This window comes from Streptomyces sp. AB3(2024) (genome assembly GCF_041862025.1).
Lineage (GTDB): Bacteria > Actinomycetota > Actinomycetes > Streptomycetales > Streptomycetaceae > Streptomyces.
In genome coordinates this window covers 24,534-43,555 of sequence record NZ_JBGWAB010000013.1, presented here as the reverse complement: position 1 = coordinate 43,555, position 19,022 = coordinate 24,534, and the positions used below count along the sequence as shown (strand labels likewise).

Here is a 19,022-nt window from a genome sequence, read left to right as displayed (position 1 = left end):
CGCGGGGCCCTCCTTCTTCCCCTGGATCCCCGTCAGTCACCGGGGAAGTGGCAGGCCACCTCTCGGGAGGCGGCGATCCGCAGGAGCGGGCGCTCCGTGCGGCAGATGTCCTGGGCCTTGGAGCACCTGGGGTGGAAGGTGCAGCCCGGGGGCGGGGCCGCCGGGCTCGGCGGGTCGCCGAGCAGGACGATCCGCTCGCGCCGCCGTTCCGCCGCCGGGTCGGGCAGCGGGACGGCCGACAGCAGCGCCCTGGTGTAGGGGTGCTGCGGGTCCTCGTAGAGGGACTTCTTGTCCCCGATCTCGACGATCCGGCCGAGGTACATGACGGCAACCCGGTCGCTGACCCGTTTGACGACCGAGAGGTCGTGCGCGATGAACACGTAGGCGAGGCCCAGTTCCACGCGCAACCGCTCCATCAGGTTGACGATCTGCGCCTGGACGGAGACGTCGAGGGCGGAGACCGGCTCGTCCGCGACGATGAGCCGGGGGTTGGTGGCCAGGGAGCGGGCGATGCCGATGCGCTGGGCCTGGCCGCCGGAGAACTCGTGCGGGTAGCGGTCGATGTGCTCCGGGATCAGTCCGGTCAGCTCCATCAGCTCGGCGGCCCGGCGGCGGGCGTCCGCCGCGCTCCAGCCCTGCACCAGCAGCGGGTCGGAGATGATCCGGGCCACGGTCTGGCGGGGGTTGAGGGAGGAGTGCGGGTCCTGGAAGACCATCTGGATGTTCCTGCGCAGGGGCCGCAGGGCGCCCTGGGAGAGCCGGCTGATGTCCTTGCCGTCGAAGGTGACGCTGCCGGAGGTGGGTTCCAGCAGCCGCACCAGCATCCGGCCGGTGGTGGACTTGCCGCAGCCCGATTCCCCGACCAGGCCGAGGGTCCGGCCCGCGGCCAGGTCGAAGGAGATCCCGTCGACGGCCCGCACCGGCGCGCCGCGGCGGCCGGTCAGGGCGCGCCGGCCGGGGAAGGTCATGGTCAGGTCCCGGACTCGGAGCAGCGGACGCTCGGGGGTCTCGGTGTCGGTGCCGGTCATCGGGCCGCCTCCTCGGGGGTGCGCACTCCCGCGAAGTGGCAGGCCACGGTGTGCCGCGGGCCGTCCCCGTAGGGGACGAACAGCGGTCGTTCCCCGGTGCAGCGGGCGGCGGCCCGGGTGCACCGGGGGGCGAAGGCGCAGCCCGGGGCGGGGGCCAGCAGGGACGGCGGGGAGCCGGGGATGGAGGGCAGGGGGGCGTCGTCGGGGGTGTCGAGTCGGGGCAGGGAGTCGAGCAGGCCCCGGGTGTACGGGTGGGCGGGCCCGGCGAACAGTTCGTCGGCGCCGGCCTGTTCGGCGGCGCGGCCGCCGTACATGACGAGCACCTCGTGGGCGACGCGGGCGACCACTCCGAGGTCGTGGGTGATCATCACGACGCCGAGGCCGCGCTCCTGCTGGAGGCGGGCGATCAGCTCCAGGATCTGCGCCTGCACGGTGACGTCGAGGGCGGTGGTGGGCTCGTCGGCGATCAGCAGGTCGGGTTCGCAGGCCAGCGCCATGGCGATCATGGCGCGCTGGCGCATGCCGCCGGAGAACTGGTGCGGGTACTCCCCCGCGCGGCGGGCCGGTTCGGGGATGCCGACCTCGCCGAGCATGTCCACCGCGCGTTTGCGGGCGGCGGCCCGCCCGGCCCGGAAGTGGACCCGGAAGTGCTCGGCGATCTGCTCGCCGACGGTGTAGTAGGGGTGCAGGCTGGACAGCGGGTCCTGGAAGATCATGGCCATCCGGCGGCCGCGCACGGCGGACAGCTCCTTCTCGGAGAGTCCGGTGAGTTCCCGTCCGGCGAGGCTGACGGATCCGGTGACCTCGGCGCCGGCCCGGTGCAGGCCCATGACGGCGAGCGAGGTGACGGACTTGCCGGAGCCGGATTCGCCGACGATGCCCAGGGTGCGCCCGGCCTCGACGGTGAAGCCGAGGGAGTCGACGGCCCGGACGGTGCCGCGCGGGGTGGTGAACGTGACGCGCAGGTCACGTACTTCGAGCAGGGGCGGTGCGGCGGTCATCAGTACCTCACCCTCGGGTCGACGACGGCGTACAGGAGGTCGACGACGAGGTTCGCGACGACGATGAAGAAGGCGGCGAGCAGGGTGACCCCGAGGACCACGGGCTGGTCGGAGCTGACGAGCGCCCCGTAGAACAACCTGCCGATGCCGGGAAGCCCGAAGATGGACTCGGTGATCACGGCGCCGGCGAGGAGCCCGCCGAGGTCGATGCCGAAGATGGTGAGGATCGGGGTCATCCCGGAGCGCAGTCCGTGTTTGACCACGACGGTGCGTTCGGGCATGCCCTTGGCGCGGGCGGTGCGGATGTACGGCTCGGCCATCGCCTCGATCATCGAACCGCGGCTCTGCCGGGCGTACATGGCGGCGTAGAGCAGGGCGAGGGCGGTCCAGGGCAGCAGCAGGTTCGAGGCCCAGGCGAGCGGGTCGTCGGTGAGGGCCTGGTAGCTGGGGTACGGGAGCAGGTCGGCGACGCGGATCACTCCGTAGATCAGCATGACGGAGGTGAAGTAGACGGGCAGGGAGGCGGCGGCGACGGCGCCGACCATCAGGACCTTGTCGGTGGCGGTGTCCTTGCGCAGGGCGGCGGTGACCCCGGCGCCGAGGCCGAGCAGCAGCCACAGGACGGCGGCGCCGACGGCGAGGGAGGCGGAGACGGGCAGCCGGTCCATCAGGAGGTTCCAGACGGGCAGGGAGTTCTCGTAGGAGTAGCCGAGGCAGGGGAAGTCGCAGTGGACGGCGAACTGTCCGGTGCCGAGGGTGCGTCCGGTGAAGATGCCGGTGAGGAAGTCGGCGAACTGCTCCCACACGGGCTTGTCGAGGCCGAGGTACTGCCGCACGTCGGCCAGCCGTTCGGCGCTGCACGTCTTGCCGCAGGCCGCGGCGGCCGGGTCGGTGGGCAGGACGTAGAAGATGAGGAAGGTGACGGCGGCGATGGCGAGGAGCACGCCGGCGAGGGCGAGCAGGCGGCGGACGAGGTAGAGGATCACGTGCGGCCGCCCCTCGGGTCGAGGATGTCGCGCAGGGCGTCGCCGAGGAGGGTGAAGGCGAGGACGGCGAGGAAGAGGAAGACGCTCGGGATGACGAAGTACATGGGGTCGGTCTCGTAGAAGGACACGGACTCGGCGATCATCTGGCCCCAGGAGGGGGTGGGCGGGCGCACGCCCACGCCGAGGTAGCTGAGGGCGGCCTCGGTGCTGATCATTCCGGGGATGAGCAGGGTGGTGTAGGCGATGACCGGGCCGGAGACCCCGGGGAGGATGTCGCGGGTCAGGATCCGCCAGGAGCTCGCGCCGCCGACGCGTGCGGCGTCGACGTACTCGCGGTGTCTGAGGGAGAGGGTCTGGCCGCGGACGACGCGGGCGACGCCGGGCCAGCCGAAGAGGCCGATGACGCTGGTCATCAGGACGATCCGGTTGACGTCCTTGGCCACCGACAGCATCGCGATCATGAAGATCAGCGAGGGGAAGGACATGGTGAGGTCCATGAGCCGGGACAGGACGGCGTCGGTGCGGCCGCCGAAGTAGCCTGCGGCGATCCCGGCGGCGGTGCCCGCGAGGACGACGATGGCGGTGGCGGCGAAGGCGATCAGGAGGGAGACCTGGGCGCCGTGGACGACGCGGGCGAACAGGTCGCGTCCGGTGACGGGTTCGACGCCGAGCCAGTGCTCGGGGCTGATTCCGCCGAGGGAGCCGAGGGGCTGTCCGCCGAGGTAGGGGTCGATGGCGGCCTTGTCGAACTCGTCCGGGGACCAGCCGCCGAGGGCGCTCAGCCAGGGGGCGGCCAGGGCCATCAGGACGAAGAGGAGGACGACGCCGAGGCTGACGCGGACGGCGGGGCGGCGGCGCAGTTCCCGGCGGGCGAGCTGCCAGGGGCTGCTGCCCGGGGCGACGTCCTTGGCCGGTGTCCCGGCCGGGGCGGCCTCGGGGGCCGCCTCGGGGCCCGCCTCGGGGGCGGCGCCGGATGCGGTGGTGGTCATGGTGGTGTCAGGCCCCGGCTTCTCAGCCCTGGCTCTTCGACGGGTCCTTGAGGCCCACGGTCCCGTAGTCGACGGTGCCGGTCCACACGGGGTGGCCGTAGGCGCCGGCGATGTTGGGGCCGACGAGCAGCGGCTTGCGCTCCAGGAGGATCGGGACGGAGGGGGACTTCTTCATGATCTCGGCGTCGAGGTCGATCCAGGCCTGGTTGGCCTGCTTGGCGTCCGCCATGGCGTTGATCTCGTCGATCCGCTTCATGGTGGCCTCGTCGCGGAACTGGGAGTAGTTGCCCTGGTTGCCCTTGTCCTTGATGGTGCGTCCGTCGAAGACGAAGGGGAGCCAGGTGGAGCCGGAGGGGTAGTCGGGGCACCAACCGGTGTACGTCATGTCGGGGGTGGTGGAGAGGTCGCCGATGACGTCGTAGTAGGCGCCGGGGTCGACGGTGTCGATGACGACCTCGATTCCGGCCCGTGCCAGGCCCTGCTGGAAGGCCTCCGCCTTGCCCTTGTCGCCGGTGGAGACGGCGAGGGAGACCTTCAGGTGCTCCTTGCCGGCGGCCTTGAGCAGTTCCTTGGCCTTGGCGGGGTCGCCGGAGGCGGGGATCTTCAGGGTGTCGGCCTGCTTGCCGCCGGAGAGGGCCGGGGGCAGGTAGGCGGTGGCCACCTCGTTGAGGGCGGGGCCGCCGCCGGCGGTGATGACGGCCTCCTTGTCGACCGCGTACTGCATGGCCTCGCGGACCTTGGGGTCGTTGAAGGGGGCGCGGGAGTTGTTCAGGTGGAGCATGACCGTACAGCCCTGGGACTCGGCGAGGAGGCGGGCCTTGATCTCGGGCTTGGGCAGGACCTTCGGGGCGCTCTCGGGGCGCATGTTGAAGTACTCGATGGCGGAGGCGTCGGCGCCCTCGCCGGCGATGATGCGGTCGTCGACCTGCCCGCCCTTGAGGCCCATGACGACGACGAACCGGTCCGGGTAGGCCTTGCGGACGGAGTCGGTCTTCTGGTCCCAGTGCTCGTTGCGGACGAGGACCAGCTTCTTGTCCCGGTCGTACGTCTCGATCTTGTACGGGCCTGAGGAGAACGGGCGGGCGTCGTACTGGGTGCCCTTCTCCTGGGACTGCGGGACCGGTGCGAAGGTGGGGAGGGTGGCGGTCTGGGAGAACTCGGCGACGGGGCGCTTGAGTTCGAAGACGATCGTGCGGTCGTCGGGGGTCTTGACGGAGTCGAGGTGCTTGCCGTCCAGGGGGCCCTTGTAGCCCTCGGTGCCGGCCAGGTACTGGGCGGCGTAGTCGGGGCCGCCGGTGAGGTCGGGGGCGAAGGAGCGCTCGACGTTGTACTTGATGTCCTGGGCCTTGACGGGGCTGCCGTCCTCGTACTTCACGCCCTCCTTGAGGGTGAAGGTCCAGGTCTTGCCGCCGTTGGAGGGGGTGCCGAGGTCGGTGGCGAGGTCGGGGACGAGCTCGCTGCCACCCTTGCCGGGCTCGGCCTTGAAGGTGACGAGCGTGCGGTAGAGCAGGCGGGTGCCGAAGTCCATGGCCGGCATCACCCAGTTGCGGGCGGGGTCGAGGTGGGCGAAGTCCTGGTTGGACAGGACGGTGAGGGTGCCGCCCTTCACGGGGGTGCCGCCGAGGGTCTTGCCGTCGTTGGCGGCGGCCGGGTTGGCCGCGGAGGGGCCGGAGTTCGCGCCCTTCTTGGGGTCGGAGCAACCCGAGGCACCGAGTGCGAGAGCGGCCACCACGGCGGTGGCGAGGGCGAGTTGGGTGCGCTTGGTCATGGGTCACTCCAGTGAAGGGCCGCGCTTTAGGATGTGACCGGTAACATAGTAATGTGAAATTGTACTGACAAGGGGTTGGCGCCCCCGTTATCCAGCCGTGTCCAAATCCGGCCGCTCACAGGCGAGTTGAAGTTGCCGGGCGGTCCCCACAGCGGGGCTGCGGGGACCGCCCGAGGGCGCGGATCGGCTCAGTGCGGCGAACCGGCCGGTTCCATGCGCTTGTCCTCGTGCTTGTCCTTGTGCTTGCCCGTGACCGGACGGAAGTTGCTGTTCGTCACGCAGCCGAGGTTCCGGTAGATCCTGTCGTTCGTCTGGGGGTCGAGGCCGACGAAGTGGTACTGGCAGGCCCCCTCGATGAACCTGCCTTCGATGCCGCCGGGGAAGTCGATCTCCTTGTTCCACAGGAACGGCGACTGGAGGCCCGTCTGCCGGGCGGTGGCGTTGACGTCGATCCCGCCGGGAGCCTGGATCGCGTAGACCCAGCCGTCGTTCCCGCCCCCCGTGGCGAATTCCTGCGCCACCCACCGTTCACAACTGGTGCTCACGTGCGCGGCGTTCTGCTGCCCGGCTCCTCCGATGATCCACTGCGACAGCGGGGTGAGGTCCGAGCCCCGCGGGGTGAAGCCGCTGTTGAAGATGGCCTGGGGGTTCGGCCGCGTGTCACCCCGCCACAGCGTGTTCCCGTCGTGCCGCCAGTACCAGGCCTCGCTCACCGCGGCGAGGTCCACCTGCGGCCGGATCCCGGGGTCCGTCGTGGTCTGCAGCCACTCCGACGCGCGGTAGCCGCCGGTGGGGCCGCAGGGGCCGGTGTCACGGATCTGCTGCGGGGTGCCGGGGTAGGGATCTGCCGCGGCGCCGGCGGGTGAGCCGAACGACAGCGAGACGGCGGCCAGGGCGGTGGCGGAGGCGATCCGCAATGCGGTCTTCAACACGGGCGGTACAACCCATCACTCGGTGTACAGGACCCTGTGTGGATAGACGGGTTCGGGACGGAATCAACCTCGGTCCGCAGCGGTCACCCGCAGGCCTCACGAGGTCCACCCGCCCGGCTCAGGCCCCGCCTCCGCGCCGCCCCCCGCGGCGGACCGGCCGCGGCCAGGCTCCGCCCCGGGCTCCACGGGTCTCGGGGAACGGGCCGCGCCGGGGGCTCACCGGGTCACTGGACGCCCGAGCCGAGGCCTCCCGGGATACGGCCGACCGGCTCGTCGCGCCCCTGGGCCCACAGGGAGCGGACGTGTCCGAGGTGGCGGACCATGCAGGCCTGCGCCGCCTCCGCGTCCCCGCTGATCATCAGGTCCAGCAGTTCGACGTGCTCCTCGGCGGAGGAGACCAGCTTGCCGGCCTCGTCCAGGCCCGTCAGGCCGTAGAGGCGGGAGCGCTTGCGCAGGTCGCCGACGGTCTCGACGAGGCGGTCGTTGCCCGCCAGGGCCAGCAGGGAGAGGTGGAAGCGACGGTCGGCCTCCAGGTACCCGATGAGGTTGTGCTCGCGGGCGCTGGTGACGATCTCCTCGGCGATGGGGCGCAGGGCCTCCAGCTGTTCGGCCGTGGCGATCTTCGTGATCCGGCCGACGGTCGGGACCTCGATCATCGTCCGCAGTTCCGTGTACTGGTCGAGGTCGCGCTCGCTGACCTCGGTGATCCGGAACCCCTTGTTGCGGACCGGCTCGACCAGGCCCTCCCGGGCCAGGTCGAGCATGGCCTCGCGCACGGGCGTGGCCGAGACGCCGAGTTCGGCCGCGAGGCCGGGGGCCGAGTACACACTTCCGGGGCGCAGTTCCCCGGCGATCAGGGCCGCTCGGAGGGCGTGGCCGACCTGGTCGCGGAGCCGTTCCTGGGCCTTGATGAGACTGTGCTGCTTCAGGTCACCCATGTGCTTTTCCTCCGAGACCCCCGACACCACGACGAGAAGAGGAACAGCGTACAATGTCACGTTGCGCTACTCGTCCCGGCGGCCTCGAACAATGCGACCGCCACGGCAAGATCCTCCCAGGCCATGCCCACGCTCTTGAAGAGCTGTGGACAACCCGTCCGCCCTCCCGACGGAATCCGCCCGGTGACCAGGTCGGCGAGCGTTCCGCTGATATGACCGGGTCCGATCGCCCCCTCCGCCTCCGGGACCAGCAGGTCCCCCGCCTCGCGCAGGGCCGCCGCGCGCGACTCCACGTACACGGCCGCACGCCGCACGAGGGCCGTGTCCGTCTCGCGGGCGCCCGGTTCGTGCGAGCCCACGGCCACCACCAGCGTCCCCGGGGCCACCAGGTGCCCGTCGAAGAGCGGCTCGCGGGCCGTGGTGCAGCAGACCACCAGATCCGCACCGGCCACGTCCCCCGCGGTGCCGGTGCGCGCCGCGACACCCCGCTCACGGGCGTACGCGACGAGCGCCCCCGCCCGCGCGGCGTCGCGGGCGACGACCACCGCCTCCGCGGGCGCCCGTTCCGCGAGCACCGCGTCGAGGTGCCCGTACGCCTGGGGCCCCGAGCCGAAGAGGACCAGACGCCCCGCCGGCCCGGCCGGGGCCAGGTGGCGCAGCGCCAGCGCGGACACCGCCGGGGTGCGCAGGGCCGTCAGGGCCGCGCCGTCGAACAGGGCCACCGGGCACAGGGTCACCCCGTCCAGGAGCAGGTAGCTCCCGGTGATCCGGGGCAGGCCCCGCTCCGGGTTGCCCGGCGCCACCCCGGCGATCTTCACCCCCGCGTAGCGCTCCGACGCGGCGGGCATCAAAAGGAGTTCGCCGCCCGGCGCGGGCAGGGAGCCGCGCTGCGGGCAGCCCTCCGGATCGAGCCCGGCGCGCAGGGCATCGGCGAGGGCGTCGGCCGCTCCGGCGGGGGTGAGCAGGCCCGCGATCCGCCCGGCGTCGTACTGCGGCAGCGCGGGCGCCGGGTGGGCGGGCGCCGGGTGGGCGGGCGCCGGGTGGACCGTCACAGGGGGAACCCCGTACCGAGGGCGTCGTGCGGATCGACGGTGAAGGTGTGCTCGCCGGTGCGGTAGGCCGTACCGGTCACCTCCGTGACCCCGCCCTCCAGCATCCGGCCGGTGAACACCGTGCCCACCACCGACTCGTGCAGCAGGTCCTCCCCCGGCCCGAGCCGCCCGTCCTCCGCGAGCAGGGCGAGCCGGGCGGAGGTGCCGGAACCGCACGGGGAGCGGTCGATCTGTCCGTCCGCGAAGACGGTGACGTTGCGCTGGTACGGCCCGAAGGGGGTGTCGGGCAGTTCCTCGTACAGGACCACCCCGTACACCCCGGACAGCAGGGGCCCGTCCGGGTGCCAGGTGGCGGGGTGGGTGGCCAGAGCTGCCCGGACCTCCTGCCCGGCGCGGACCAGGTCGGGCAGCGCGGCGCGCGAGACGTCCAGGCCGAGGTCCCGGGCGGCGACGGAGGCGTAACAGGCCCCGGCGTGCGCGATGTCCACCTCCGCGATCCCCAGCGTGGTGGCCACCGGGACCTTGCGGGCGCCCACCCGGGCCGCGACGTTGCGGAAGGTGACCCCGGTGGTGCGGCCCCCGTCGCGGTGGACGGTGGCCCCGACCCGACCCGACGGGACGTCGATGCGCACCTGGACGTCCCCGTCGTGCGGAGCCGGGACCCGTCCGGTCTCCACCGCCCAGACGCCGAGCGCCATGGTGCCGTGGCCGCACGCGGTGGAGTAGCCGTCCTTGTGCCAGAACAGCACCCCGAAGTGCGCCCCGTCGTCGTCCGGGGGGACCACGAACCCGCCGTACATCCCGGCGTGCCCGCGCGGCTCCTGCACCAGCAGGCGCCGTACGTCGTCCAGCTCGCTCCGCCTCGGCGCGGTCCCGGAACCCCCGGGGCCGATGACGGTGGCGCAGCGCTCGGCGACGGTGTCCCCGGGGGCGGGCGCGATGTCGCCCGCCGTGAGGTCGACGATCCGGAAGGGCTCCCCCGCCGTGTGGTAGTCGGTGGTGCGGACGCTGATCACAGCAGGAACCCTCCGGGGAAGGGGTCGGTCGGGTCGAGGAAGTACTGGGCGGTGCCGGTGATCCAGGCCCGGCCGGTGACGGTGGGGACCACCGCCGGGAGGCCGCCGACGGTGGTCTGACCGATGAGGCGGCCGGTGAACTCGGTGCCGATGAAGGACTCGTTGACGAAGTCGGTGTCGAGTTCGAGCAGGCCGCGGGCGTGCAACTGGGCCATGCGCGCGCTGGTCCCCGTACCGCAGGGCGAGCGGTCGAACCAGCCCGGGTGGATGGCCATGGCGTGCCGGGAGCGGCGGGCGTCGGAGCCGGGGGCGGCGAGGTACACGTGCTTGACTCCGGCGATCGCCGGGTCCTCGGGGTGGACGGGACGGTCCGCGCCCGCGTTGACGGCGTCCATGATCGCCAGGCCCGCGGCGATCAGGTCGTCCTTGCGGGAGCGGTCGAAGGGGAGCCCGAGGTCGTCCAGTTCGACGAAGGCGTAGAAGTTGCCGCCGTAGGCGAGGTCGTAGGTGACCGTGCCGTAACCGGGGACCTCGGCCTTCAGGTCCAGGCCGACGCTGAAGGCCGGGACGTTGGTGAGGGTGACGGCGGTGGCCGCGCCGTCCTCGACCCGTACGTCCACGCTGACCAGACCGGCCGGGGTGTCGAGCCGGACCGTGGTGACCGGCTCGACGACCGGGACCATGCCGGTCTCGACCAGGACGGTGGCCACCCCGATCGTGCCGTGCCCGCACATCGGCAGCAGGCCCGACACCTCGATGTAGAGCACGCCGAAATCGGCGTCGGGCCGGGTGGGCGGCTGGAGGATGGCGCCGCTCATCGCCGCGTGGCCGCGCGGCTCGTACATGAGCAGGGTGCGGACGTGGTCCGTGTGCTCCATGAAGTGGAGCCGCTTCTCGGCCATGGTGGAGCCCGGGATCACCCCGACTCCCCCAGTGATCACCCGGGTGGGCATGCCCTCGGTGTGCGAGTCCACCGCGTGGTAGATGTGGCGCGTGCGCATGGGTTCCTCCTGGTCGAAGCCCGGTTCGGGGCCCGGTCCGAGCCTGGTTGACGCTTAGTTGAGGCCTTCGGCGAGGGCCTTCTCGGTCGCGGCGCGCACCGAGGCCTCGATCTCGCCCGAGAGCGGGAAGCGGGGCGGACGGGTGGCACCGCCGGGACGGCCGGCCAGGTCCATGGAGAGCTTGATGGCCTGGACGAACTCGGTCTTGGAGTCCCAGCGCAGCAGCGAGTGCAAGGACTTGTAGAGCGGCAGGGCCGTGGCGAGGTCTCCGGCGACGGCGGCCCGGTAGAGGGTGGCGCAGGAGCGCGGCAGGGCGTTGGGGTACCCGGCGATCCAGCCGACGGCGCCCGCGAGGGCGAGTTCGAGCAGGACGTCGTCGGCGCCGATGAGCAGGTCGAGGCCCGGGGCGAGCTCGGCGATCTCGTAGCCGCGGCGGACGTCCCCGCTGAACTCCTTGACGGCGACGATGCTGCCGTCGCCGTGCAGGCGGGCGAGCAGTGCCGGGGTCAGGTCCACCTTGGTGTCGATGGGGTTGTTGTACGCGACCACGGGCAGCCCGGCCCCGGCGACATCCGCGTAGTGGGCGCGGACGGTGGCCTCGTCGGCGCGGAAGGCGTTGGGTGGCAGGAGCAGGACGGATCCCGCGCCGGCTTCGGCGGCCTGCTCCGCCCAGCGGCGGGCCTCGGCGCTGCCGTACGCGGCGACGCCCGGCATGACGCGGGCGCCGTCGCCGGCGGCCTCGACTGCGGTGCGCACGACGCGGGCCCGCTCCTCGTCGGTGAGGGTCTGGTACTCACCGAGGGAGCCGTTGGGCACGACGCCGTCGCAGCCCTCGGCGATCAGCCAGGCCACGTGCTCGGCGTAGGCGTCGTAGTCGACACTCAGGTCCTCGCGCAGCGGGAGGGCGGTGGCGACCATGATGCCGTGCCAGGGGCGGGTGCGGGTGTCGGGACGGGGCGCGGGGGTGGGCGCGTGGTTCATGAGCAGACTCCCTAGTGTGGTGTGTGACATTTTACTAGTGGGTGTGAGGCGGCCACAAGGGCCGGGAGGGCCCGATCAGCGGGCGGAGGGGGGAAGTTCGGTCTCGGACGGCGCGGGCAGCGCGGCCAGGTGGCGCAGCGGAACGGGGCAGGACAGCGGACGCCGGTCGGGCGCGGGGTCCTCCCCGGCCAGCGCGGCGACGGCCGGACCGCACATCCGGCCCTGGCACCAGCCCATCCCGGCCCGGGTGAGCAGTTTGACGGTACGGGCGTCCCGCGCGCCGAGCTCGGCGACGGCCTCGCGGATCCGGCCCGCCGGGACCTCCTCGCAGCGGCAGACGGTGGCCGCGTCGGGCAGCCAGTCCGTCCATCCCGCGCCGGGGCGGTGGGCGGCGGCCATCGCCCCGGCGAAGGCCCGCAGCCTGGCCCGGGTCCGGGTGAGGGAGGACGCGACGGGCACCCCCGCGATCGCGTGTGCGGCGATCTCCCCCTCGGTCAGGGCGAGTTGGGCACCGCCGATGCCGCCGGTCTCGCCGGCCGACCAGATGCCGGGCACCGAGGTGCGCTGCGCCGCGTCCAGGTCCAGGGCGACCGTGCCGTCGGGGGCCCGCAGGGTGTCGCAGCCGAGGGCGGTGGCCAGTTCCAGCTGGGGCACGAGCCCGTGGCCCACGGCCAGCGCGTCACAGGGGATCCGGCGGGCGGTGCCGGGCAGCGGGCGCCAGTCCCGGTCGAGGCGGGCGACCGTGACGGCCTCCACCCGGCCGCGGCCGTGCGCCTCGGTCACCGCGTGCCGGGTCAGCAGGCGGATGCCGTGGCGCGCGAGGGCGCCCCCGTACACGGCGCCTTCGGCGAGCTTGGCGGGGTTGCGCAGCAGGGCGCGGGCCTGCGGGGCGTACGCCGTGTACGAGGCGGCCTCGACGACGGCGGGTACGGCGGCTCCGGCGGCGGCGAGGGAGCCTGCCACCGCGAGCAGCAGCGGGCCGCTCCCCGCGACGACGACACGACTGCCGGGCAGGACGAGGCCGCCCTTGAGCATGGCCTGCGCCCCGCCCGCGCCGACGACCCCGGGCAGGGTCCAGCCGGGGAACGGCAGTTGCCGCTCGTAGGCGCCGGTGGCGAGCAGGACGGCGCGGGCGCCGAAGGTCGCCGCCCGCTCCTCGGGGCCGGCGACGGCGTGCAGCGTCCAGCCGTCGGCGCCGTCCGGGACCACCGTCCAGACGTGGTGGAAGGGGAGGTGGGCGATCCGGCCCGCCGCCACATGGTCGCGCAGGGCGGCTTCGCGCGCGGTGAAGGCCCGCCAGTCGTGGTGCAGGGCCTGGGGGCGGACGGCGCCGAGGCCGGGGGCCGGGTGGCGGTAGAACTGGCCGCCGGGGCGCTCCCCCGCGTCGAGGAGGGTGACGCGCAGACCGAGCCGGGCCGCGGTGACGGCGGCGGCGAGTCCGGCGGGGCCGGCACCGATGACGGCGAGGTCGACGGGGGCCGCCGGGGAAGCGGCGGGGGCTTCGGCGTGGGCGGCGCGGTCAGACGGCGAGGTCGGCATGTCCGGTGCCCTCCTGGGTGGTGACGGAGTCTCCGGGGCGGGCCGGGACGAGGCAGGCGCGCTGGTTCGGGCGGCCGTTGACGGTGACGAGGCAGTCGTAGCAGGCGCCGATGCCGCAGAACGCCCCGCGCGGGGCGCTGCCTTCGCGGGTGGTGCGCCAGGCGAGGATCCCGGCGTTCCACAGGACGGCGGCGACGCTCTGGCCTTCCTGGGCGGTCAGTTCACGGCCGTCGAAGGTGACGGGGTACGTGGCCGCCGGGGTGCCGCCTACCAGCTTGCGGGGGCTGCGCATCCGGGGTGCTCCTGGGGGGTCTTGCCCTGGCGGGCGGGGGCTGCGGGTGGGCCGGGGTCGGTGCCGGGTCGGGGTGCCGTCCGGGACTGCATGATTTATGGCGCCCTGTCCGGGGCTGCGTTGCGGAGGAGTACCTCGCGCCAACACATCACGTTTTACGTCCCGGACGGCACCCCTACCCGTCCCCGCCCCCGGCCTCGGACTCCGGGTTCGGGGCGTCGAAGCGGTCCGGGCGGAAGGGGGTGGGGTCCAGGGCGGGATCGGTGCCGGTCAGGGAGGCCGCGATGAGGGCGCCCGTGGCGGGGGCCAGGCCGATGCCGGCGCCCTCGTGGCCGCAGGCGTGGAAGAGGCCCGGTACGCGGGGGTCGGGGCCGATCGCCGGGAGGTGGTCGGGGAGGTAGGGGCGGAAGCCGTGGTAGGTGCGCAGGACGCGGGTGTCCGCCAGGACCGGGAAGAGCGCCGCCGCCTGGCGGGCGAGCCGGCGCAGGGCCTCGGTGGACAGGGTCCGGTCGAAGCCGACCCGTTCGCGGGTCGCGCCGATCAGGACGGGGCCCGAAGGGGTCCCCTCCACCACCGCCGAGGACTGCAGGGCCGCGGAGTCGCTGGCGACGTCGGCGATGTAGTCGGCGGCGTAGACCTTGTGACGGACCACCCGGGGCAGGGGTTCGGTGACCAGGACGAAGCCGCGGCGCGGCATGACCGGCAGGGTGGTTCCGGCGAGGGAGGCGATGTGGCCGCCCCAGGTACCCGCCGCGTTGAGCACCGCCGGGGCCAGGAGGGTGCGGCGGGGCGTGCGGACGCCGACGGCGCGGCCACCCCGCAGGAGCACGTCGGTGACCTCCTCGCCGAGGTACCGCTCGGCGCCGGACGCGGCCAGCAGGCGCGCCGCGGCCTGGGCCGGGTGGACCTGGGCGTCCTGGGGGTAGTGGAAGGCTCCCGCCTGCCCCGGGGCCAGGTGCGGCTCCAGGTCGCGCAGGGTGTCCGGCCCCACCTCGGTGGCGGTCACCCCGGCGGCGCGCTGGCCGTCCGCGAAGGTGCGGAGCGCCTTGAGGGTGGTCTCGTCGGGGGCGACGACCAGGCCGCCCTTGGCCTCGTACTCGGTCTCTCGCGGGAGGACCGCCGCCAGTTCCCGCCAGAGCCGGGCCGACAGGAGCGCGAGGTCGAGCTCGGGGCCGGCCTCCTTGTCGGAGACGAGCAGGTTGCCCTCGCCGGCACCGGTCGTGCCGCCCCCGACGGGGCCGCGGTCGACGACGGCCACGGACAGTCCGGAGCGGCTCGCGTAGTACGCGCACGCGGCGCCGACGACACCGGCGCCGATGATCACGACGTCCGGGGAGTGGTTCTGGGACACGACAGTAATATGTCACATTCTTTAGGGGCTGCCTAGGCATGCCGGAGGGGTGCCCCGGGCCGGTCCCGCCCCCCGCGGGAATCGGGACCGGCCCGGTGGCGGTCAGCTGCGCAGGGGGCCCTCACAGCTGAACGAGGAGGTGCCCGCGACCTTGTTCGTCCAGATCTCCACCGGACCGAAGGAGCAGTTCATGTCGGCCAGGTTGTTGGAGGCCGCGCCCGCCCGGTCGAGGATGAAGTAGTCCACCGTCTCGGACATGTCCTTGAAGTTCTGGTCGTCGCTGCGCCAGTTCGACAGGTTCGCGGTGATCCGGCCGGTACAGGTGAAGCGGCGCTTGCCGGGGTCGCCGTTCTCCACGCAGTCCGGGGTGTTGTACGTGGCCGTCGCGAAGGCGGACTTGACCGAGGAGAGCGCGGAGTCGCGCAGCTGGTCGTTGGCGGTGAAGGTGGTGTTCGGGACGTAGAGCTGGTCCACCTTGGCGATCTGCGCGTCCAGGAAGCGGTTGTAGTCGCGCTGGAGGTAGGTGTCCGATCCCATGCGGTTGCGCCAGGCGTCGTAGCCCGCGACGTCGTTGGCGCGCAGGTAGCCGTACATCTCGCGCAGCAGGGAGGGCTTCTCGGTCCACAGGAACTCGAAGAACGTGCCCGCGTAGTTGTAGAAGCGGAACCCGTCGCCGGCGTACGTGGCGTTGAGCAGCTGCTGGACGCTCATGCGGGGGCCGCCGCCGGAGGTGTCGTTGATGACGCCCCGGACCAGGGACTTGCGGACGGCGATGCCGTTGTCGCGGGTGGAGCCGTCGAAGAACTCGGCGGTGCCCTCGTCCATGGCGGTGGTGCGGTCGCCCTCGTACCAGGGGCCCTGGCCGAAGGAACCGGGGACGGCGAAGCGGCCGTTGAGGTAGTGCGTGTACTCGTGGCGGAAGAGCTCTTCGAGGGTGAGGGAGGAGTCCTGCGGGACGCGGCGCTGGTAGGTGTAGAAGGTGGCGCCGTTCTCGATGTAGATGCCGCCGTTGTTGGTGCCGTAGCCGGTGAGGAGGGGGTGGTAGTTCTCGTAGTCGGCGCGGGAGGCGTAGAGCACGATGTTCAGGGTGGTGTTCGGGTCGCCGGCCAGGGGCTGGTCGGTGCCGATGACGCGGTGGAACTGCGTCTTGACCTGCTTGCTCGCGTAGTAGAGCTGGTCGACGGTGGCCCGGTCGAGGGCCGTGCGGACCTTGATGCCGCCGTTGTCGTAGGTGTAGGTGTTCGGGAAGAGCTGCTTCTCGATGTCCTCCTTGCACACCCCGTACGGCTTGCACGCCTGGTAGAGGTTCAGCCAGGAGACGGCCTTGGCCCAGGGGTCGACGCCGAAGGTGGACTTGAGCGGCTCCAGCATGGCGCCGAGGTCGGCGACCACCTGGTCCTTGAGGCCGTCGACCTGGCCGAAGCGGCCGTACTCGCTGATCGCGTCGCGCACCACCCAGGCGTTGGCCGTGCCCTTGAGGTGGGTGTAGCCGGCGAAGGCCTTGAAGGTGGCGCGGTAGGCGGCGTCCCCCGCGACCGCGGAGTGGAAGGCGGCGTCCTGGTTGCCCGGGTAGACGCCCAGGTAGTTGACGGACAGCGCGGAGAGCGCCGCCCCCGCCCAGCCGGCGTCGAGATTGGTGGCCGGGTGGGACGGGTCCATGGTGGCCAGGACCCGCTTGATCAGGCCGAGCTGGTACTGGCGCAGACCCGGGGCGCTGCCCGCGTAGAGGGCCTCGCGCAGGGTGCGGGCGTTGGTGGCCGTCACGTCGAACGTCCGGGCGGCGTCACCGAAGTCGGCGATGGCCCGGCGCATCGCGTCGACGGTGGGGGCGTCGGTGACGTCGATCTCGGAGCGCGAGTAGTCGTGGTACACGACGGCGTGCAGGTAGGTGAACATCTCCTCCAGATGGGAGGAGTTACGGCCGTCGTGGGCGGCGGCCAGGCTGGATATCCGGCGGGAGACGGCCTGGACGTGGGCGTCGGACATGACGGGCGCCAGGCGCGCGTCCCAGGTCCAGATGAGGTTGCGCAGACAGCCGTCGGCGGTGACGGCCGGGTCGGCGAGGAAGTCGGCGAACTGCTCCGGCGAGAGGCCGGTGATCCCGTCAAGGGTGCAGGGGACGCCCGCGGCGACGCTGAGGGCGGTGGGTGCGGCCTGGGCGGAGGCCGCCTTGCGGCTCTTCTCCGCGCGCTCGGTGGAGGCGGAGGAGCCCGGGGCCGGGACGGCCGGGGCGGCGCCGGGCACCTTGCCGTCGGTGACGCCCTTGCCGCCGGGGGCCGGGGCGGGCACCGGGACGAGCTCCTGGGCGTCGGCCCGGTGGTCGACCTCGTCGAAGGGGTTCGGCGTCGTGGTGCCGGTGGCGCCGGGGACTCCGGAGGTGAAGGCGGCGGGTGCGGAGGCGCCGGTCGCGGCGACGGGGGTGCCCCGCTCCGCGGCCTGGGTCACGGCCTGGCCGGCGGTGGCGAGGAGGGTGACCGCCACGGCGGCGGAGAGGAGGGACGTACGCACAATTTTGTGCTGGGACACCGAGAGCTCCTGTGGGGAGGGAGGTGGGGGAAATGGAGCGTGAACTGCCCTGCTTCACACGGCGTTTGACGGGGATTAACGTGCCGCGGTGTGAGCTGTAACATAGTAATGTGAAATTGCACTGGCAAGACCTGTGCGCCCATCAGTTCGGTACTTCTTGAGGGAGCCTCCATGAGCGACGCCTCCGCCCGCCTCAACACCGGCAGTCACGACCTGCCCGTATCAGCAGAGTTGTCCCGGTTCATGGCCGGGAACTGGGCGGCCACCCCGCTTCCCGCCGCCGCCCGCGTCCCCTCGCACGCCGTCACCCCGGCCCGCCGCGCCAGGCTCTCGGCGCGCTTCCCCGGCGAGCGGCTGCTCGTCCCGGCCGGCGAGCTGATGGTCCGCTCCAACGACGCCGACTTCCGCTTCCGGCCGCACAGCGCGTACGCCTGGCTGACCGGACTGACGGGCGAGGACCAGGCCGGGCACGTCCTGGCCCTGGAGCCGTCCGGCCCGAACGGGCACGAGGCAGTGCTGTACCTCAGGCCGCGCTCACCCCGGGCCGACGGGAACGAGGAGTTCTTCCGCGACCGCCGCTACGGCGAGTTCTGGGTGGGCCGCCGCCCGGACCTCGCGGAGGCCGAGCGGCTGACCGGCATCCGCTGCGCGCACCTGGACACCCTCGGAGAACCGCCGGCCCGCAACGCCGCCACGGACGGCGAACTTGCCTCCGCGCTCTCCGAGTTGCGACTGGTCAAGGACGCGTGGGAGGTCGACCAGCTGCAGCTGGCCGTGGACCACACGACGGCCGGTTTCGAGGACGTCGTACGGGCCCTGCCACAGGCGTTCGCGCACCCGCGCGGGGAGCGCTGGATCGAGGGGGTGTTCGGACTGCGCGCCCGGGCGGAGGGCAACGGGACCGGCTACAGCACGATCGCGGCCTCGGGCGCCCACGCGGGCGTCCTGCACTGGATCCACAACGACGGCCGGCTCGACCGGGACGAACTGCTCCTCCTGGACGCGGGCGTGGAGACCGACACCCTCTACACGGCCGACATCACCCGCACCCTCCCGCTGTCCGGGCGCTTCTCCTCCGTCCAGCGGCAGGTCTACGAACTGGTGCTGGCCGCACAGGAGGCGGGCATCGCGGCGCTGCGACCGGGGGCGAGGTTCGGGGACTTCCACCGGGCCGGCATGAAGGTCATCGCGGAGGGGCTCGCGGAGTGGGGCGTCCTCAAGAACGCCGAGGGCGACCTGCACCGGCGGTACACGCTGTGCAGCAGCGGGCACATGCTGGGACTGGACGTCCACGACTGCGCGAAGGCGCGGGCCGAGACGTACCTGGAGGGCGTCCTGGAGGAGGGCCAGGTGCTGACCGTCGAACCTGGCCTCTACCTCCAGCCCGACGACGAGACGCTGCCGGCCGAGCTGCGCGGGGTGAGCGTGCGCATCGAGGACGACCTGGTCATCACCGCCGACGGGGCGCGGCTCATGTCGGGGGCCCTGCCGCGGACGGTCGCGGGCGTGGAGGAGTGGATGGGCACCCTCCTGGACTCCGCGGGCTCCTGACCTCCCACCCGCCCCGGGCCGGGGCAAGGCCTCGGACCTCCCTCCCCCGGTCTCGTGCGGAGCGGGGCCGG

Annotated in this window: 16 protein-coding genes; 1 reads left to right on the top strand and 15 read right to left on the bottom strand. The window is 72.8% G+C overall.

Going from position 1 to position 19,022, the window contains the following annotated elements; all coding sequences use genetic code 11:
• Nucleotides 1–32: 32 nt before the first annotated feature.
• From ACEPPI_RS08460 to ACEPPI_RS08390, 15 genes are all read right to left on the bottom strand, one after another.
• Nucleotides 33–1,028, bottom strand: coding sequence for an ABC transporter ATP-binding protein (locus ACEPPI_RS08460; protein ID WP_373914593.1), 996 nt, complete (start codon nucleotides 1,026–1,028; stop codon nucleotides 33–35).
• The gene (locus ACEPPI_RS08455; RefSeq protein WP_373914592.1) at nucleotides 1,025–2,029 is read right to left on the bottom strand and encodes an ABC transporter ATP-binding protein; all 1,005 of its coding nucleotides are present in this window, start codon (nucleotides 2,027–2,029) and stop codon (nucleotides 1,025–1,027) included. The genes ACEPPI_RS08460 and ACEPPI_RS08455 overlap by 4 nt, the downstream gene beginning before the upstream one ends.
• On the bottom strand, nucleotides 2,029–3,015 hold the full coding sequence (locus ACEPPI_RS08450) for an ABC transporter permease (RefSeq protein ID WP_373914591.1): 987 nt from the start codon (nucleotides 3,013–3,015) through the stop codon (nucleotides 2,029–2,031). Before ACEPPI_RS08450 ends, ACEPPI_RS08455 begins: the two co-directional genes overlap by 1 nt.
• Nucleotides 3,012–4,004 carry an ABC transporter permease gene (locus ACEPPI_RS08445; protein ID WP_285523804.1) on the bottom strand — a complete coding sequence of 331 codons (993 nt, stop codon included), beginning with the start codon at nucleotides 4,002–4,004 and terminating at the stop codon, nucleotides 3,012–3,014. The genes ACEPPI_RS08450 and ACEPPI_RS08445 overlap by 4 nt, the downstream gene beginning before the upstream one ends.
• 22 nt (nucleotides 4,005–4,026) lie before the next feature.
• Nucleotides 4,027–5,772 carry an ABC transporter substrate-binding protein gene (locus ACEPPI_RS08440; protein ID WP_373914590.1) on the bottom strand — a complete coding sequence of 582 codons (1,746 nt, stop codon included), beginning with the start codon at nucleotides 5,770–5,772 and terminating at the stop codon, nucleotides 4,027–4,029.
• Between the two features lie 188 nt (nucleotides 5,773–5,960).
• Entirely contained in the window at nucleotides 5,961–6,704 is a 744-nt protein-coding gene (locus ACEPPI_RS08435) for a hypothetical protein (protein ID WP_373914589.1), read from the bottom strand.
• A 224-nt stretch (nucleotides 6,705–6,928) separates the two neighbouring features.
• Nucleotides 6,929–7,642, bottom strand: coding sequence for a GntR family transcriptional regulator (locus ACEPPI_RS08430; protein WP_373914588.1), 714 nt, complete (start codon nucleotides 7,640–7,642; stop codon nucleotides 6,929–6,931).
• Between the two features lie 56 nt (nucleotides 7,643–7,698).
• Nucleotides 7,699–8,640 (bottom strand): ornithine cyclodeaminase family protein, encoded by a 942-nt coding sequence (locus ACEPPI_RS08425; protein WP_373914634.1) that lies wholly within the window; start codon nucleotides 8,638–8,640, stop codon nucleotides 7,699–7,701.
• Between the two features lie 50 nt (nucleotides 8,641–8,690).
• Nucleotides 8,691–9,710: a proline racemase family protein gene (locus ACEPPI_RS08420; protein WP_373914587.1), complete on the bottom strand. Its 1,020-nt coding sequence runs from the start codon at nucleotides 9,708–9,710 to the stop codon at nucleotides 8,691–8,693.
• Nucleotides 9,707–10,711 carry a proline racemase family protein gene (locus tag ACEPPI_RS08415; protein WP_373914586.1) on the bottom strand — a complete coding sequence of 335 codons (1,005 nt, stop codon included), beginning with the start codon at nucleotides 10,709–10,711 and terminating at the stop codon, nucleotides 9,707–9,709. Before ACEPPI_RS08415 ends, ACEPPI_RS08420 begins: the two co-directional genes overlap by 4 nt.
• Before the next feature lie 54 nt (nucleotides 10,712–10,765).
• Nucleotides 10,766–11,692, bottom strand: coding sequence for a dihydrodipicolinate synthase family protein (locus tag ACEPPI_RS08410; protein WP_373914585.1), 927 nt, complete (start codon nucleotides 11,690–11,692; stop codon nucleotides 10,766–10,768).
• A 75-nt stretch (nucleotides 11,693–11,767) separates the two neighbouring features.
• Nucleotides 11,768–13,231: an NAD(P)/FAD-dependent oxidoreductase gene (locus ACEPPI_RS08405; protein ID WP_373914584.1), complete on the bottom strand. Its 1,464-nt coding sequence runs from the start codon at nucleotides 13,229–13,231 to the stop codon at nucleotides 11,768–11,770.
• Nucleotides 13,212–13,523 (bottom strand): (2Fe-2S)-binding protein, encoded by a 312-nt coding sequence (locus ACEPPI_RS08400; protein ID WP_373914583.1) that lies wholly within the window; start codon nucleotides 13,521–13,523, stop codon nucleotides 13,212–13,214. Before ACEPPI_RS08400 ends, ACEPPI_RS08405 begins: the two co-directional genes overlap by 20 nt.
• 175 nt (nucleotides 13,524–13,698) lie before the next feature.
• Nucleotides 13,699–14,874: an NAD(P)/FAD-dependent oxidoreductase gene (locus ACEPPI_RS08395; RefSeq protein WP_373914582.1), complete on the bottom strand. Its 1,176-nt coding sequence runs from the start codon at nucleotides 14,872–14,874 to the stop codon at nucleotides 13,699–13,701.
• A 102-nt stretch (nucleotides 14,875–14,976) separates the two neighbouring features.
• On the bottom strand, nucleotides 14,977–17,400 hold the full coding sequence (locus tag ACEPPI_RS08390; protein WP_373914581.1) for a collagenase: 2,424 nt from the start codon (nucleotides 17,398–17,400) through the stop codon (nucleotides 14,977–14,979).
• Nucleotides 17,401–17,571: 171 nt separating this feature from the next.
• Between ACEPPI_RS08390 and ACEPPI_RS08385 the strand changes: the two genes are divergently transcribed.
• On the top strand, nucleotides 17,572–18,951 hold the full coding sequence (locus ACEPPI_RS08385; RefSeq protein WP_373914580.1) for an aminopeptidase P family protein: 1,380 nt from the start codon (nucleotides 17,572–17,574) through the stop codon (nucleotides 18,949–18,951).
• Nucleotides 18,952–19,022 lie beyond the last annotated feature (71 nt).